Origin of the sequence: Chitinophaga sp. ARDCPP14 (assembly GCF_051362515.1) — a bacterium.
Taxonomy (GTDB): Bacteria; Bacteroidota; Bacteroidia; order Chitinophagales; family Chitinophagaceae; genus Chitinophaga.
The window spans coordinates 606,491-622,368 of sequence record NZ_JBKIXB010000004.1; the positions used below are offsets into that span (position 1 = coordinate 606,491).

A 15,878-nucleotide genomic window follows, 5' to 3' on the forward strand; every position below is an offset into this window, starting at 1 on the left:
TACTCATATTAATTTATGTCACCTTATTTAGCAGAACTAATCGGCACCGCATTCCTCATTGTACTCGGCGATGGCGTAGTAGCCAGCGTGATCCTCAACAAGTCCAAAGGCAACCAGGGCGGCTGGATCGTTATCACCCTGGGATGGGGAATGGCCGTATTCATCGGCGTATATGCCACCGCCAAATACAGCGGCGCCCACCTCAACCCCGCCGTTACCTTTGCACAGGCGCTGCAGGGAAAGCTCGCCTGGGAGGAAGTTCCCGGCTATGTAGCCGCCCAACTGGCCGGCGCAATGCTGGGAGCCCTATTGGTATGGCTCACGTACAAAAAGCACTTCGACGAAACACCCGACGCCGACACCAAATTAGGCGTGTTCTGCACTATTCCTGCCATCCGTAACCCGAAATATAACTTCCTCACAGAATTCATCGCCACCATGGTATTCATCCTGGCTATCTCCTATATCACCGGTCCTACCGCTGGCATCGGCTCACTCGATGCCCTGCCCGTAGCCTTCGTAGTGCTGGCCATTGGCCTCTCGCTCGGTGGCCCCACCGGTTATGCCATCAACCCTGCACGTGACCTCGGACCACGACTCATGCACTTCCTCCTCCCCATTCCCGGCAAGCGGGACAGCGACTGGAGCTATGCCTGGATTCCTGTTCTCGGCCCGCTGGCGGGCGCGGCAGCGGCTGCGTTCCTGTATCAATACTGGCTTCATTAATTCGGAGCGGAGCGGAGATTGTAGCGAAGGTTGTCTTAAGCGCTGATTACGCTGATTTTGCTGATTGGCTTTTGGGATTTTAGCGGAGATGGAAGCGGAGGTTGTCTTTCTCAGGATTACGCTGATTTTGCTGATTGGCTTTTGGGATTTTAGCGGAGATTGTCGCGGAGGTTGTCTTGGGCGCTGATTACGCTGATTTTGTTGATTGGATTTTTGTGATTTTGAAAGAATTTTGGAATTTTCAGGGAAATTGATGGGATGAATTTTAAAGATTGAATAAAATTGGGAAAGGGTGGGTGGTTGAAGAAAGGTTGAATAAGATAGTATTAATATTGACCGTGGAATGCTTCATTTGTACTTTGCATAGGCTTAGCACATACTTAATGGATACTTAATGGATGCTTGATACATGCTTAATCTATGCTGATAACCCGGAGGTGATGTGGAGGTGATGTGGACTTGAAGCTAAGATCTTTTATGGTGCGGCATTACGAGCGAAAAAGCACATGGCGTTTAGACGCTGAAGTGCCATATAGCTGAAATAACGTGCCAACGTATCATTCAAATTCAATGACCGGCAGCCAAATCAATCACTGCCGTCAAATACCGCCCATCTTCCATAATTATTTAGTGAAAGCAAACCTTTTAATTTCCCTAAATTTTCCGAAAATCTCTTAAAAGAACAAAAAACAAACCAATTCTATGGACAAAATACTGATAGAAAAATAAAAATCCAGTAATGCTTTTCCACCTTTCAAAAGTCCATAATCATAAAATCCAATCAATAAAATCAGCGTAATCCTGAAAAAGACAACCTCCGCTCCCATCTTCCAAAATCTAAAAAAGTCAATCAGCAAAATCAGCGTAATCCTGAGAAAGACAACCTCCGCTCCAATCTCCGCCCCATAGTTTTCATTTTTTTCTGAAAGTTTCGTAACTTTGAGAATCTTATTACCATATCATCGCAACTGCGGCAATATAAAATGACGAATTATGATTCAGCCCAACATCCCGGAAACAAAACAACCGCGAATCGTTATAGTAGGTGGTGGATTCGGCGGCGTAAATCTTGCCAAACAACTTAAACATGCACCCGTACAGGTAGTACTGCTCGACCGGAACAACTATCACCTGTTTCAACCGCTGCTTTACCAGGTATCTACCGCTGGCCTGGAACCAGATAGCATCGCCTTCCCGTTGCGGGGAATCTTCCGGAAACAACGTAACCTCGTATTCCGCATGGCGGAAGTAACAGGTATCCGCTCTGAAGAAAATATACTGGAAACCGGTATCGGGGAAATACATTACGACTACCTCGTTTTTGCCACCGGCAGCAATACCAACTTCTTCGGAAATAAAGATATTGAGGACAATGCCATCGGCATGAAATCACTCATAGAGGCCGTGCAAATCAGGAACTATGTGGTGAAACAATTTGAAGAAAGCCTGTTGCTGCAAAACCCGGAAGAAATAAAACCAAAGCTCAATTTCGTGATGGTAGGCGGTGGCCCTACCGGCGTGGAACTGGCCGGCGCCTTTGCAGAACTCCGCAAATACATTATGCCGAAAGACTATCCCACCCTGCCCCAGTCGCTGATGAATGTTTACCTCATTGAAGCAGGACCAAAACTGCTGGCCTCCTTCAGTGAAAAAACATCACAGAAAACACTGGAGGCCCTGCAGGAAATTGGAGTCCGTGTACTAACCAATACCGGCGTAAAAGAATACGACGGCAAAACCGTTACCCTCAGCACGGGGGAACTGATTCAAACGCAATCACTCCTCTGGAGTGCCGGCGTAAAAGGCGTCCCGGTAAAAGGTATCCCGGCGGATATTGTCCTGCCAAACGGCCGCATCATCGTAAATGAACTGAACCAGCTCAAAGGATTCACCAACATATACGCCATCGGCGATATTGCCCAGATGACCAACGATCCCCGCTTCCCCAAAGGCTACCCGATGGTGGCGCAGGTGGCTATCCAACAAGGCAAAAACCTGGCACACAATCTCATGCTTTCACTGGAAAACAAACCCATGAAAGGATTTAATTATAAAGATCTCGGCAGCATGGCTACCATTGGCCGCAACAGGGCCGTAGCCGAATTTGCCGGTATGCGCATGAGCGGCTACCTCGCATGGATCGCATGGATGATCGTACACCTTCTCAGCCTGCTGGGATTCAGGAATAAACTGGTGGTATTCATCAATTGGTTTTACCGGTACTTCACCTACGAAAGAGGCACCCGCATCATCATCAAACGCGGCGCCGCCAATATTGTTAAACTACGCCAAAGCATCGGCGCATAAATAAAAAGCAACAGGGAGATGAATGATTTCATCTCCCTGTTGCTTTTTATTTATTCCTTACTTACGGTTAAGAATAGAATTCAATGTAATTGACGATACCAGCTCGTCAGACCGCCCACCCAGCGCCCGGTAATACAACAAAATGGTATAGTTGTTTTCCGTTTCCCAATGATCACCCTCTGTCATATCAGTGCTGAACTTTCCATTGGGATTGGTTTTATCTACCATCCCATAAATGTAATTATAGTATCCCTGCTTGAGGAAAATAGTGCCTTCATAAGCGCGACTGGCCCCATTATACGTAAGCTTATTCGCGTTGTTTAGCTCATAGTTGGTAAACTCGCCAAAGATATACATCTCATATCCCGCATAAGGCTCCGGCGCCCCAAATGAAAAATGTACGGAAGCATAATCCCCTTCAAAATTAGGATCATAGTCATCCAGCGTAGCCAGGTAATATTTTCCGTTGATATCTTTAATAAACTGATACGGCTTATCCGCCCTTTCCTGGTCCATTACCGCAAATACATCTGTACTGTTGTTATGATACTCGGAACGCTGCACCCTTTCGGTCTGCAACCGGAAGCTGCGCAGGTCAATCCAGCGGAATTCCTTACCTGCCGGCATGATACAGTCCTGTTCTGCATTGTATTTCAGGATGTTCCCATTAATGAACTGCGGCTTCAACGTGGTAAGCGCATTGTCCCAGCGGTAGTTCTGCAACACCACCACTTTGATCTGGTCAAAAGGATTCTGGATATTCAGGGAACCGGTATTTACTTCAAAATTGATCTTCTGGTGCGTACGGAATAGTTTAGGGGCAATGGGTTGCTGGATAAATCCTGCTATCCCTGCTTTATTTTCCACCACAAACATCCGGCGGGTAAATGCCAGCTGTGAGGTATCGCTGTCCAGATATACCTTCAGCAGGTAATTACCTGATTTCACCGGGTAACTGTTGGTACCCGGCAGCTGAATACTGTAATGGGTATAGCGCTGCAGCGACACACTGGATAACTTGTAATTCAGTATCCTGGTTTCCGAAAATCCCCGCATATAATCAAACTGGTTTACCTGTGCGGGTGTCCAGTCAGCATTACAAAGCACAAATGAATAATAGTAGTTTTTCACATCATTATCCAGGTCGTCAAACGACAGTTCCAGCTTCTCCCCTGTACCAATTGTATACATGGGTAAGCTTAACGGATCGCCGCTCTGGTTAAACTTCACGGATTTGATGTTATTGTAGTATACATGGTCCGGGGTAATAGCATTCACTTGCGCCGACGTGCTGCCGTTAAACAAACAGGAAACAAGGGCTATTGTAAAAATTAATGCTGCTGTACGCATACGAGGTAATTGATAGTATTCAAGTTACGATTAAAAGCGGAAAGCCGAACGCCAAAAGCCAGGTAGCAAATGATCCCGGCGAAGATAGAATATTTATCCCGCCCAATTACCGTTGGCATCCCTTTTTGCTTTGCACTTTCAGCTTTTCCCTATATTTGTTCCATGCGTTTATCATTTTTTATTGCCAGACGGATTGCTTTCAATAAGGGATCTTCTTTCTCAAAATTCATTATCAATATCGCAGTAGCCGCTACCGCGATAAGCGTAGCGGTAATGATCCTGGCAACAGCGCTGGTAAACGGTTTTCAGCAGGTGATCCAGGAGAAAATCTTCAGCTTCTGGGGACATATTCATATCAATGAATACCAACCCAACGCCGGTCCCCTCACGGAAGAAATCCCCTTCCACAGCCGCAAAAGCCTGATAGATAGCATTAAAACAGCACCGGGTATTAAAACCATCAGCAATTACGCTACCAAATCTGCCATCATCAAATCCGAAAAGGAAATAGACGGCATCATCTTCAAAGGAATAGATCAGGGATACGACTGGCCGCAACTGAAACGTTTCCTCCAGGCCGGCAAACTGCTGCAGTTCAACGACAGCTCCTATGCACCGGAAATTATGATCTCCGAATACATGGCAAAAGAACTGCAGCTGAAAGTAAATGATAAAGCCATCATCTATTTTATACAGGGAGGCGGATTACCGCCACGGGCCCGCAAACTAACGGTAACGGGCATATTCAAAACCGGTATCGAGGAATATGATAAAACTTATGTGATCGGCGACCTTAACCTGGTACGCAAGCTCAACGACTGGGACCCCGACCAGGTAGGCGGTTTCGAGGTATCCATCAATAACTACCGCAACATGGATTCCGTGGCGCGGTATATGGATAACAACGTATTGCCGGACCAATTGTTTACCCGCACCATCCGGGATATTTACCCGAATATTTTCGACTGGCTCCAGCTGCAAAACCAGAATGAACTGATCATTATCGTTATTATGACCATCGTAGCCATCATTAACATGATCACGGCTATTCTCATCCTCATCCTGGAACGTACCAATATGATAGGTATTGCCAAAGCACTCGGTATGCGTAACTGGGATATCCAGAAAGTATTTGTATATCAGGCGGCCTATATCGTTATACTGGGCATACTGATCGGCGACTTTTTCGGGCTGGGCATTGCTTTCCTCCAGCAGGCTACCGGCATCTTCAAGCTGCCGGAAGAATCCTATTACATGTCGGTAGCAGCGGTATCCCTTCACTGGGTAGACATTCTGCTCATCAACGTAGGCACATTCCTTATCTGCACATTGATACTGCAAATCCCTGCCAGGATTATCCGGCGCATTACGCCCGTAAAGGCCATCCAGTTTAAATAACTATTTCTTCCGGGTGCTTTTCACATAGTCACGCAGGTAACTGCACTGGTCATATGCCTGTTGGTAAAACTTCGTTTGCCCGTAATTACCCACCAGCAAAGGGAAGTAACGGTTATGGACCAACGCAGTTATATACTGATCGCCGTTGCCGTTATTGGCAGTATGTTTCTGTGAACAACGGGCAGCCATAAACGCGCACTTTGCCCTGAACTCCTTATCTGTACTGGCCTGCGCCGCTTTGAGGTAATAACTCTCTGCCGCATAGCATCCAAAATACTGCTTTTCAAAAGGATCTTTATCACATTCGGGAGCGTACCACCGTGTAGACGGGCGGTAGTCTTTTACAAAGTTCCAGGTTCTGCCATAATAGGAAATACTGAATAACGCCGTGGCATAATCGTAGTATACTTTTGCAGGTACTGGTGCTGTTTTCATCTTTTCCTGCAACTGTACCATACGTTCGCAAAACTGTAGTTGTGTAATGGCTTTTGTATAGGGCGCTTCAGCACTGTCTACCCCGAAGTCCTGCAACTGATCATGGAATACCTGGTAAGAAACAGCCAGCGCACCTGGTCCTGCTTTCTTAAACCACTCCCGCGCATTGCTGAAATCGTGTAAGCGCATATAGCTCACACCTATTGCCTGATCCAGGTTAATACCTTCGGGCAGGAACCCTGCGAGGTAAGATTCATACGGCGTTTTAACCGGTTGATGCAGGAAATCTTTCAGGCGCATCAGCGTTGCGGGGTTCATATCGTTGTTGATCTGATCCAGCGACGTTTGACCGGAAACAAAATAATCGTTCATTTTCAGCGAATCACAACGGCCCCTGATCAGCGACTCCTTCACAAAGTCGCCCTGCTGATGATAACGTGGCGCCAGTATCGCAAACAACAGGTTACGGTAGGTTTTACCAAAGGCGAAATTTTTGTTTTCCTCTCTTCCCCAGTAATTCGAGTAATTTTTATTGCCGGCAGTTTTCGTGTCCAGCCATTTAAAAGACGCCAGCAGTTTCGATTCAAAGGCACTGTCGATCGTTTTCTGTTGATTGATGTTTACCAGCAAGTTCACAATTTCCCATTGGTCTTTTACTTCCCGGTCTTTTGTTTTTATAGCTGCCAGTTGTTGGGCTGCTGCCGGGTAATTTTTTCGGATATAGGAAAGGTAGGCAGATGAAACCCGCCATAAGTCCACATCTTTTAATTTGCCCTGTTGAACCAGGCTATCCACTACGGTTTGCAGCTCCCTTAATTTGACAAGCAGCTTACTCTTTTCCGCAGGGGAATAGTCCTGTATACTCACGATGCCGGTATTTTGTCCGTCCATCAGCACCGGGCTGAAGTATGCGTCTTCCAGCTTATTGATTTCCCTTCCCAGCAATATATTCAGCGCAGGAGAAGCAGGGTCTGATGCATACACCTGCCGGATGGCGGTTACATCGGGCGCTGGATTGGTAAAGCCATAAATGGCTGCTACCATTGCCTTTTCATGGTCATCCTTGCACAGGGAATACACTTGTTCAGGCGTGGTATTGGCCCACATTAAGCTGACAAAACAGGAAAGCCGCAGGGAGGGCGCCTTCTCAAACACGCGGGAAAACAAATAAGCGCTCTGCACGGAGTCTTTCAAACGCAGTAAGGCGCCGGATTTCAACGCCAGTGCCTTGTAATACACCAATGATGAGCCTTCCTTTCCATCGAACAGCTGGTCGAAAGAAGTAACTGCTTCCCGGTATTGTTTGCTGTAATGCTGCAGCCGTACCAGCTGGAAGCTGTAACGGTCGCGGATATCTTTATCTTTTACTTTATCCCGCAGGCCTTGCCCCTCTGTATATAATGTAGACAGTAACGGGTTATTGCGCTCCGGCACTGACCACGGATCGGCGTTGATTACGGCAGGCTCGCACGATTTTGCAAACAACAGGTAGCGCGCTGCTTCCCTGTTCTTTTCCTTTCCCAGGAACTGGGCAAAGGTGTTTTTCTTCACACTATCCGGTAATGCCGCACTGCCTTCTGCAATCGCAGCCAGCTGCTCTTTCGGGTAAGTGTAAATGCATTCACGTATATCCTTATCCGTTACCTTATTGCCGGTATAGTTTTGCCAGTCGGCCACATTGGCTGTTTCCTCCGAAGGCGTTGGATCGCCAAAAAAATTGGTGAGCGCGGTGTAATAAAATGGCTCGTAGCCGGCGCCCTTTGCATACGGACTAAAAAAAGAAATGTAGTAGTCGTAAGGATCAGGGGTTGGTCCGCAGGATAAGGTATACACCACATTGCCAAAGAAAACGGCACAAAAGCTAATTAAAAAAACGACAAATTTTTTGTAGTTCATCCAATGGATATTTTTTCAGGGTTGTTGAATCAAGATGATAAAATATAATAACCGGATCGGGTGTCTGCAACTGTTTTGCCACCAACTGTGCAGCCGTTTCCAATGCCTGCTGGTCAATGGTTTCACGCCGGATCACACTTCCTTCTTTTAAGGGATATCCATTTAATGTAGTATCCTTTCTGATGGTATACAGTTGTTTATCACCGGCTGCAAAGATAGTGGTATCCTGCAATTCCGCCGTACCAATGTTTCTTAAAATACCGGTATACTCCGTTCCGTTCCGGAATAAAACGCTCCAGCTGAATAAAGGCAAAGCGATATCCAAAGGTAAGGGATACGCTGCAACCCGTTGCTCACCCAGGTAGGATTCCATGGCAGGTATATCGAGGATGGAATTATGCGATCCCGGCTTACGCAGGTCGCCCATGTTATAACACATCAGCAACCCTCTGTCTACCGGCGGTATGCCGGTACGTACTTTATACTTCACCTGGTACATCCGGATGGTAGCGGATACCCGGCGGTGCCGGAAAAAAGGGGTTTGGCGGATTTGTTTTATAAAAGAGAAGTAGGCTTCGCTGGTGGTTTGGGTCCAGTCGCAATCCAGCTGGATCTCTTTTATACTGGCAGCGGGTAGCGAGTCGCACAGCTGCTCTATCAGCCGGGATACGTTGGCGGCCAGCTGAGGGCCCGGGTTTGCCCATACTTCATTCAATAGGAATACTACCGGCACTATTTCCACGCCTGCGGGGAAAGGGGCTTTCTGCCGGAATATGGCTACCGGTGCGGGCGCTTTGGTTACTTCGTCAACAGCTACATCAAACAGTTTTATATACAGTCGCCCTGCGGGCAGGTCGTGCATATATTTCAGTTCGGCGGTGTTGCCTGTCCATGTTTGCTTCCAGTAATAGAATGCGGGTGTTACGTTCCGTTTCGCAGCGTGGTTACAGGAAAGCAATAATATGATGAGCAGTATCCGGGGGTTCATGAGCAGTTAAATAAGCAGGCGGCCGCAGATAATACCTGCAGCTACTGCGGCATTCAATGATTCGGCGCCACCGATCCGGGGGATGGTGATCCGGTGTGTAGCCAGGGCAGTTACATCTTCCGTTAATCCCCTTCCTTCATTACCGATCAGGATAATACCTTCTTTGATAGCGGGAAAGGTCGCGATATTTTTTCCGTGGAGGGTAGCCGCAAAAGAGGGCAGCTTTGTTTGCTGCAGTAGTTCGCGGATATCGTATTCGGCTATACGAACCCGTATCATACTACCCATAGTGGCTTGTATGGTTTTAGGATTATATACGTCTACGCAATCCGGTGAGCAAATGATCTGCGGAATTCCAAACCAGTCGGCTATACGAATAAGCGTTCCCATATTGCCGGGGTCCTGGATCGCTTCCAGCGCCAGTGCCACCGTTCCGGCTGCAGGCAGCGGGTTTGCGGGGACAGGCATATCCAGCAAAGCCATTGCCCGGTTGGGGGTGGTGAGCGACGACAGTTGTTTGAGCACAGCAGCATCCACTTCAGTTACAGTGCCTGCCGGCATACGATCTACCAGGGAGCGATGCTGCTCCAGCCAATCGGCTGTTGCATATACCCCTTTCACGGGCATGCCCGCCTGTAGCAGCTCCTGCACAATCTTATCACCCTCTGCCACATACTGGCTGGATTTTTGCCTGTTTTTTTTGTGCTGTAATGATTGAATATATTTAATTTGCGCCTTTGACAACATGGGGCCAAACCTACACGATTTCTTTTAATCAGCCAAGAAGAGGCATGGTTACCCGTTCGTCAGTATTGGCTTTTAAAATTTTTAACAACGTTTTCGCCCGTGATGCAGCTGCTTCCCAATTCAAAAATTTTATTGCTGAAACAATTGCTGCTACTGGCTGTAATACTTACGTTGGCGGCCTGCTCCAATACCAAATATCTCCAGAAAGATCAAACACTGTATACCAGCGCCAAAGTAGATGTGAAGGGCGAAATCCTCAATTCTGAAAAACAGGATCTGCGCAGCTCCCTCTCTTCCAAATCGCTGATGACGCAGCAACCCAATAAAAAACTGCTCAACAGCCGTATCAAAGTATGGCTGTATAATCAGAAGTACAACGAGAAAAAGTCGAACTGGTTCTGGAACCTGGTACTCGCCAAAAGGAACCTGGAAGAACCGGTAATCTATGATTCTACCAAAACCAAAGAATCAGTGGCGCGCATGACCAGCTACCTCCACAACCAGGGATTCTTTTATGTAACGGTAAATTATGAGGAGGAAACTTCCCGGCGTAAAACCAATGTTACCTACCAGGTAAATACAGGACGAAACTTCGTAATTGATAAAATTACCTATGCGGTACCGGATTCCGCCATCCTGCGGATCGTAAAAGCCAATGAAAAATTATCACTGGTGCAGAAAGGCGTTGCTTTTAAATCGGCTACCCTGGGCAGCGAAAGGGAAAGGCTCACCCGTCTCATCAAAGATGCCGGGTACTACAAATTTAACCGCGACGCCATAGAATTCAGTGTGGATACGCTCAACAAGGCCCTGTTCCGGAATACCCTCAACCCTTTTGAAGGGTTTGTAAACATCTTCAATGAAAATAAAGGCAGGGATAAACTGACGATGGATGTGGAAATCCGGATTAAAAACCCGGAAGACAGCACCGCTAACTGGCAACAGTATCATATCGGCAAAATATACGCCTATCCTGACTTTTCATTGAATGCCAATCCAAACGACAGTACCCTGAAACAGGACGAGCGCAAGTATATTACCATCCGCTCCCACCAGGAACTACTGAAACCAAAGATTCTCTCCAGGTCTATCTTATTGCGGCCAGGAGAAACCTATTCCATGCAGCGGTATAATAATACCGTCAATAAATTATACGATATCGGCGTATGGCAGTTTGTAACGCTGCAATACAAAGAACCGAAAGACTCCGTAAATACACTGGATGCATATGTGTTTCTTACCCCCAGGCGCAGGCAGGAACTGGGTTTGACCTTTGAATTAAGTAACAGTTCGGACTATACGCTGGGATCGGGCGTAACCCTGAACTACCGGCACATTAACCTGAATAAAACGGCTACGCAACTGGGTATGGCGCTCAGTACCGGTATTGAACTGGTACGCCAGGAGTCGGGATGGGAGCTGCAGTCGAAACAGTTTGGGGGTGAGGTGAGTCTTACCTGGCCACGTTTTGCGCTGCCATTTAACATCAAACAAAGCAGCCGCTCCAATGTAAAAACAAGATTAACGCTTGGCGCCAACTACCTCTCCCGCGTGGAGAAGTTTGATGTAACCAGCATCAACGCCTCCTATGGGTACGATTGGAATGAAAGCCTTTACAAACGGTGGATCATGCGGCCCATTACGCTCAACTATGTAGGCGTGAGCCTGGACCCGACTTTCCGCGACAGCGTGGTAAATACCAATCCGTATCTGAAACGCAGCTTTGAGCCGGCGTTAATTGGCGGGGAAAGCGTTTCGTTTATTTTCAGCAACCAGGACCTGCTGCATCAGCAGCACTACAGCTACTTCCGGGTGAACGTGGAAGAATCAGGACTCTGGCTCAGTGGCATCAACAGCCTCATGAACGGCATCAGCGGCAAAAAAACCAACCTGGAAACGCTGACCAACGTAAATATTTCAAATTTTGTAAAGATAGAAGCAGATTACCGTCACTTCTGGAAACTGGGGCTCCACAGCGGGCTGGCCAGCAGGGTTTATGCCGGCGTAGGTATTCCGTACAGTTATTCACAGGTACTGCCTTATATCAGGCAGTTTACTTCCGGTGGTCCCAACAGTATCCGCGCGTGGCGCTTACGCACACTTGGTCCCGGCTCTTTTAAAGATTCCTCTGCTACCGCGCAGGCATTCCCCGATCAAACCGGCGACATGAAGCTGGAGGGAAACCTCGAATACCGCTTCGACCTGTTGAGGATGTTTGGCGGTAGCGTAAACCTGAAAGGCGCCACCTTCCTGGACATGGGTAATATCTGGATGATCCGCAAGGACTCCACCCGGCCCGGCTCGGAATTCCGCTTCAACCAGCTGTATCATGACCTGGCGATGGGTACGGGCGCGGGCCTGCGACTGGATTTCTCTTTCTTCCTCGTCCGCCTGGATTGGGGCATACCGCTAAAGGTTCCTTACTTCACCGGTAATAAAAACGGCTGGTATGTGAGTGAGTGGGATCTGAAAGACAGCCGCTGGCGCCGTGAAAATATTATCTGGAATATTGCTATTGGTTATCCGTTTTAGGAACGGCGTTGGCAGCAATGAAATCTTCCATGTCAGTAGCTTCCGACAAGCTGAAATTACCGATGCGGGTTCTGCAAAGACTACTCAGGTAGGCGCCGCAACCTAATTGTGCGCCATAGTCATTTGCCAGGGAGCGTATATACGTACCCGTACTGCATACTACTCTGAAATGTACTTCCGGTAAATCTATCTTAGTGATCTCAAATGCGGCAATGGTTAATTTCCGCGGTTCTACTTTTACATCTACTCCTTTCCTGGCCAGCAGGTAAATAGGTTTTCCATTTTGCTTGATGGCAGAATGGATAGGAGGCAGCTGCATAATTTCACCGATGAACGGTTGGGTGGCAGCCATGATGGCCGCTTCATCAAGGTGGCTGATATCTTTAAAATTCTCCGGCTCAGACTCCTTATCGAATGTAGGTGTGGTAGCGCCTAAAGTAAAAGTGCCGGTGTATTCTTTCTCCTGCGCCTGGTATTCATTGATTTTCTTGGTCATTTTCCCCGTACAGCAGATCAGCAGTCCGGTAGCTAAAGGATCCAGCGTGCCGGCGTGACCTATTTTAGCTTTGGTGAGATTTCTTATCTTACGCACTACATCGAAGGAGGTCCATGTTAAAGGCTTATTGATCAATATCACGGCTCCTTCCTGGTAATTTGTTTTTTCGTTCGTTTGCATGCCCGCAAAGATAGCTATTAGCAGCTAGCTGTCAGCATGCGGCCGCTAATTATAGGATTTATTTAAGATCCTGAAAAGCTAAAAGCTAAGGGCTTTTTACTAAATTCACGCAATTTTAAATACATGGCATTAGAACATCATTTAGACGCAACGCTACGGCACAAGCAACAGGTGGACAATTCGCGCGACTATGTGCTGCCATTCATACAGCAGGAGTTTCCGCAACTGGAAGGCCTGCGTGTAATGGAGGTGGGATGTGGGGAAGGCGGTGTGCTTACTCCTTTGCTGGAAAAAGGGTGTAACTGCGTAGGCGTGGATCTTGCACCGGACCGGATAGAACTGGCCAAAACTTTTTTGCAGCAATACCTGGACAATGGACAATTAAAACTGATTGCCAAAAATATCTATGACCTGGATTTCCTCGGAGAATTCCGGAATTCTTTTGATGTAATTATTTTGAAAGATGCCATTGAACACATTCCTGACCAGGAAAAAATCATCGGTCATCTGAAACAGTTGCTGAGTCCCCGCGGGCAGGTGTATTTTGGTTTTCCGCCGTGGTATATGCCTCATGGAGGACATCAGCAGATCTGCAAGAACAAATTCCTCAGCATGGTACCTTATATTCATTTGCTTCCCAGGCCGCTCTACAAAGGTGTATTGCGGCTATTTGGCGAAGGAGATGATGTAGTGATCGACCTGATGGATGTAAAATCCACCGGCATTTCCATTGAACGTTTTGAACGTATTGTAAAGCGCCAGCAATATAAAATTACGCAACGCCGGTTTTACCTGATCAATCCTATCTATAAATATAAATTCGGCGTAAGCGCGCGGGTGCAGTGGAAGCCCATTGCTGCGATTCCTTTCTTCCGGAACTTCGTTACCACGTGCGTGTACTACATGATAAAGCCAGCGTAGGTTGTCTTACTCAGGATTACCCTGATTTTACTGATTAACTGGATTTTTACTTTTTTGATTTTATAAAGGATTAAGGGAGATAGAAGCGGATATTCGCTCTCATCTCCCTTAGTTATTATTAAATCTAAAAATCTAAAGAAAATCCAAAAGAAAAAATCAGTAAAATCAGCGTAATCCTGAGTAAGACAACCTACGCGTTCCAGATTTCCCACGAGGCTTCTGCCTGGAGGATCAGCATTTCGTGGCCGTTTTTGATGGTGGCGCCCTGTGCGGCGCCCCGTTGCAGGAAGGAGGTTTCTGCCGGGTTATACACCAGGTCGTACAGCAGGTGCCTGGAAGTGAGGTACTGGTAAGGGATTTCGGGGTAGGTATCTGTTTTCGGATACATGCCCAGGGGTGTTGTATTCACAATTATGGTGTGTTGTTCCATTACCTGTTGGTTCAGTGACTCGTAAGATACGGCTCCGTTCACCGGTTGCCGGCTTACTACGGTATAGGTAATGCCCAGCTGTTCCAGCGCATACATAATAGCTTTGGCGGCGCCGCCGGTGCCCAGTACCAGTGCGTGCTTATGATGGGCCTGCAGCAGGGGTTGCAGCGATTTGGTAAACCCGATTACATCCGTGTTGTAGCCCGTTTTTTTTCCGTCCCTGAAGTCGATACAGTTTACAGCGCCGATTTTCGCGGCGGCATCGCTGAGATTATCCAGGAAGGGGATTACCACTTCCTTATAGGGGATGGTAACGTTGAGGCCATGCAGTTGCGGATGCTGCTCCAGCAGGGAGGTAAATTCAGAGATGCCTGGAATCGGGAAGTTATCATATACACATCCTGATATATTTTCCTTTTCAAATTTTTCTTTAAAGAAACCTTTGGAGAAGGAGTGACTGAGCGGATAGCCAATAAGTCCGTAAATTTTCATGTACCAGGTAATTGATCATTACCAATTATGAATTACAAATCAGGGATTTGTGTTGATGTTATCCACAAATCCGTCATTCGTAATTCATAATCTGTAATTATTTAAAAAACTATTCTCTGTCGAGGAACAGGTTAAAGGTATCTCCTCTGAGGCCGATGCGCATGGCTTCCAGGGAGATCACTTCATTAGGAGCCAGGTTGCCCAGGTTGGCATTGCAGCCTACCAGTTCCAGGAAGTAAAGCTGTTGGGCTTTTTGTGGCGCTTCCCAGATAATTTTTTCGGCGGGGATCTGTGTCAGGATTTCCTGTACCAGGCCTTCGCGTACTTCGCCGCTACCGCGGTAGATGCCTACGTTACCGCTTTCGCGGGCTTCAGCAATCACATAAGTGGCGCCGGCGGAGAGCTCAGCGCTCATCAGTTCAATCCACTTATAGGGAGGGATAATGTGTTCAGCATCTTTGGAGCCTACTTCGCTCAGTACCAGCCCTATTTTTGCCAGTTTTTCAATATAACCGCATTTTTCAGCATGCGGGATAGTGATAGAGCCGTCGGAAACTTCCATGTAGCTGATACCGTAATCTTTTACCACGTTGATGTATTCTTCAAACTGGTTACGGATTACAAAGGCTTCGAACAGGGTTCCGCCAAAGTATACGGGAATGTTTGCCGACTGGTAAAGTTCAATTTTTGCGCGCAGGTTGGGCGTAACGTAAGCAGTGCCAAAACCCAGTTTCAGGATATCAATGTGAGGACCTGCTGCGGATAAAAAATTTCGTGCTTCTTCCAAACTCAGCCCTTTGTCCATTACCATAGTGAGTCCATGTGTGCGGGGCTTCTTTGTCCTTTCCGGGATTTGTGTCAGATTAAAATTCATTTGAAATATTTTTATCTTCTTATTGGTCAGTAAAACACATGCTAATTTTCGCCAGGCACTTCGGGATAGCGTAGATGCAATTTTAGTAACCGGAAATACTATTGAC

Annotated in this window: 12 protein-coding genes; 5 read left to right on the plus strand and 7 right to left on the minus strand. The window is 47.1% G+C overall.

Going from position 1 to position 15,878, the window contains the following annotated elements; all coding sequences use genetic code 11:
- Positions 1-15 precede the first annotated feature (15 nt).
- Together ACLHR0_RS14970 and ACLHR0_RS14975 are read left to right on the plus strand one after the other, a co-directional pair.
- Complete coding sequence (locus tag ACLHR0_RS14970) at positions 16-726, plus strand: MIP/aquaporin family protein (protein ID WP_436487570.1); 711 nt, start codon at positions 16-18, stop codon at positions 724-726.
- 993 nt (positions 727-1,719) lie between these two features.
- On the plus strand, positions 1,720-3,033 hold the full coding sequence (locus ACLHR0_RS14975) for an NAD(P)/FAD-dependent oxidoreductase (RefSeq protein ID WP_436487572.1): 1,314 nt from the start codon (positions 1,720-1,722) through the stop codon (positions 3,031-3,033).
- 57 nt (positions 3,034-3,090) lie between these two features.
- Here ACLHR0_RS14975 and ACLHR0_RS14980 read toward each other — a convergent pair whose 3' ends face one another.
- Positions 3,091-4,383 (minus strand): DUF5103 domain-containing protein, encoded by a 1,293-nt coding sequence (locus ACLHR0_RS14980; RefSeq protein WP_429051187.1) that lies wholly within the window; start codon positions 4,381-4,383, stop codon positions 3,091-3,093.
- 162 nt (positions 4,384-4,545) lie between these two features.
- Between ACLHR0_RS14980 and ACLHR0_RS14985 the strand changes: the two genes are divergently transcribed.
- Complete coding sequence (locus ACLHR0_RS14985) at positions 4,546-5,781, plus strand: ABC transporter permease (RefSeq protein ID WP_429051188.1); 1,236 nt, start codon at positions 4,546-4,548, stop codon at positions 5,779-5,781.
- Here the strand turns inward: ACLHR0_RS14985 and ACLHR0_RS14990 are convergent, their stop codons facing one another.
- Genes ACLHR0_RS14990 through ACLHR0_RS15000 form a run of 3 tightly spaced genes read right to left on the minus strand, consistent with a single transcriptional unit; the run spans position 5,782 to position 9,847 of the window.
- On the minus strand, positions 5,782-8,112 hold the full coding sequence (locus ACLHR0_RS14990) for a hypothetical protein (protein ID WP_436487574.1): 2,331 nt from the start codon (positions 8,110-8,112) through the stop codon (positions 5,782-5,784).
- The gene (locus ACLHR0_RS14995; RefSeq protein WP_436487576.1) at positions 8,078-9,100 is read right to left on the minus strand and encodes a hypothetical protein; all 1,023 of its coding nucleotides are present in this window, start codon (positions 9,098-9,100) and stop codon (positions 8,078-8,080) included. Before ACLHR0_RS14995 ends, ACLHR0_RS14990 begins: the two co-directional genes overlap by 35 nt.
- Before the next feature lie 6 nt (positions 9,101-9,106).
- A complete protein-coding gene (locus ACLHR0_RS15000) occupies positions 9,107-9,847 on the minus strand; it encodes a TrmH family RNA methyltransferase (protein ID WP_429051194.1) in 741 nt (246 codons plus the stop codon).
- Between the two features lie 102 nt (positions 9,848-9,949).
- On the opposite strand from ACLHR0_RS15000, the gene ACLHR0_RS15005 reads away from it, so the two are divergent.
- Entirely contained in the window at positions 9,950-12,379 is a 2,430-nt protein-coding gene (locus ACLHR0_RS15005) for a BamA/TamA family outer membrane protein (RefSeq protein WP_436487599.1), read from the plus strand.
- Here ACLHR0_RS15005 and truB read toward each other — a convergent pair.
- Entirely contained in the window at positions 12,360-13,055 is a 696-nt protein-coding gene (gene truB, locus ACLHR0_RS15010; RefSeq protein ID WP_429051196.1) for a tRNA pseudouridine(55) synthase TruB, read from the minus strand. The genes ACLHR0_RS15005 and truB overlap by 20 nt on opposite strands.
- A gap of 123 nt (positions 13,056-13,178) precedes the next feature.
- Here truB and ACLHR0_RS15015 point away from each other — a divergent pair, with 123 nt between their 5' ends.
- Positions 13,179-13,976 (plus strand): class I SAM-dependent methyltransferase, encoded by a 798-nt coding sequence (locus ACLHR0_RS15015; protein ID WP_429051198.1) that lies wholly within the window; start codon positions 13,179-13,181, stop codon positions 13,974-13,976.
- Between the two features lie 190 nt (positions 13,977-14,166).
- Here ACLHR0_RS15015 and ACLHR0_RS15020 read toward each other — a convergent pair whose 3' ends face one another.
- A complete protein-coding gene (locus ACLHR0_RS15020; protein ID WP_436487579.1) occupies positions 14,167-14,898 on the minus strand; it encodes a shikimate dehydrogenase family protein in 732 nt (243 codons plus the stop codon).
- Between the two features lie 109 nt (positions 14,899-15,007).
- Positions 15,008-15,772 carry a phosphosulfolactate synthase gene (locus ACLHR0_RS15025; protein ID WP_370913561.1) on the minus strand — a complete coding sequence of 255 codons (765 nt, stop codon included), beginning with the start codon at positions 15,770-15,772 and terminating at the stop codon, positions 15,008-15,010.
- Positions 15,773-15,878: the final 106 nt, after the last annotated feature.

What these genes read in the sequence shown, in the direction of transcription:
- ACLHR0_RS14970 (WP_436487570.1), top strand. Translation starts at nt 16, where the DNA reads ATGTCACCTTATTTAGCAGAACTAATCGGCACCGCATTCCTCATTGTA.
- ACLHR0_RS14975 (WP_436487572.1), top strand. Translation starts at nt 1,720, where the DNA reads ATGATTCAGCCCAACATCCCGGAAACAAAACAACCGCGAATCGTTATA.
- ACLHR0_RS14980 (WP_429051187.1), bottom strand. Translation starts at nt 4,383, where the DNA reads ATGCGTACAGCAGCATTAATTTTTACAATAGCCCTTGTTTCCTGTTTG.
- ACLHR0_RS14985 (WP_429051188.1), top strand. Translation starts at nt 4,546, where the DNA reads ATGCGTTTATCATTTTTTATTGCCAGACGGATTGCTTTCAATAAGGGA.
- ACLHR0_RS14990 (WP_436487574.1), bottom strand. Translation starts at nt 8,112, where the DNA reads ATGAACTACAAAAAATTTGTCGTTTTTTTAATTAGCTTTTGTGCCGTT.
- ACLHR0_RS14995 (WP_436487576.1), bottom strand. Translation starts at nt 9,100, where the DNA reads ATGAACCCCCGGATACTGCTCATCATATTATTGCTTTCCTGTAACCAC.
- ACLHR0_RS15000 (WP_429051194.1), bottom strand. Translation starts at nt 9,847, where the DNA reads ATGTTGTCAAAGGCGCAAATTAAATATATTCAATCATTACAGCACAAA.
- ACLHR0_RS15005 (WP_436487599.1), top strand. Translation starts at nt 9,950, where the DNA reads ATGCAGCTGCTTCCCAATTCAAAAATTTTATTGCTGAAACAATTGCTG.
- truB (WP_429051196.1), bottom strand. Translation starts at nt 13,055, where the DNA reads ATGCAAACGAACGAAAAAACAAATTACCAGGAAGGAGCCGTGATATTG.
- ACLHR0_RS15015 (WP_429051198.1), top strand. Translation starts at nt 13,179, where the DNA reads ATGGCATTAGAACATCATTTAGACGCAACGCTACGGCACAAGCAACAG.
- ACLHR0_RS15020 (WP_436487579.1), bottom strand. Translation starts at nt 14,898, where the DNA reads ATGAAAATTTACGGACTTATTGGCTATCCGCTCAGTCACTCCTTCTCC.
- ACLHR0_RS15025 (WP_370913561.1), bottom strand. Translation starts at nt 15,772, where the DNA reads ATGAATTTTAATCTGACACAAATCCCGGAAAGGACAAAGAAGCCCCGC.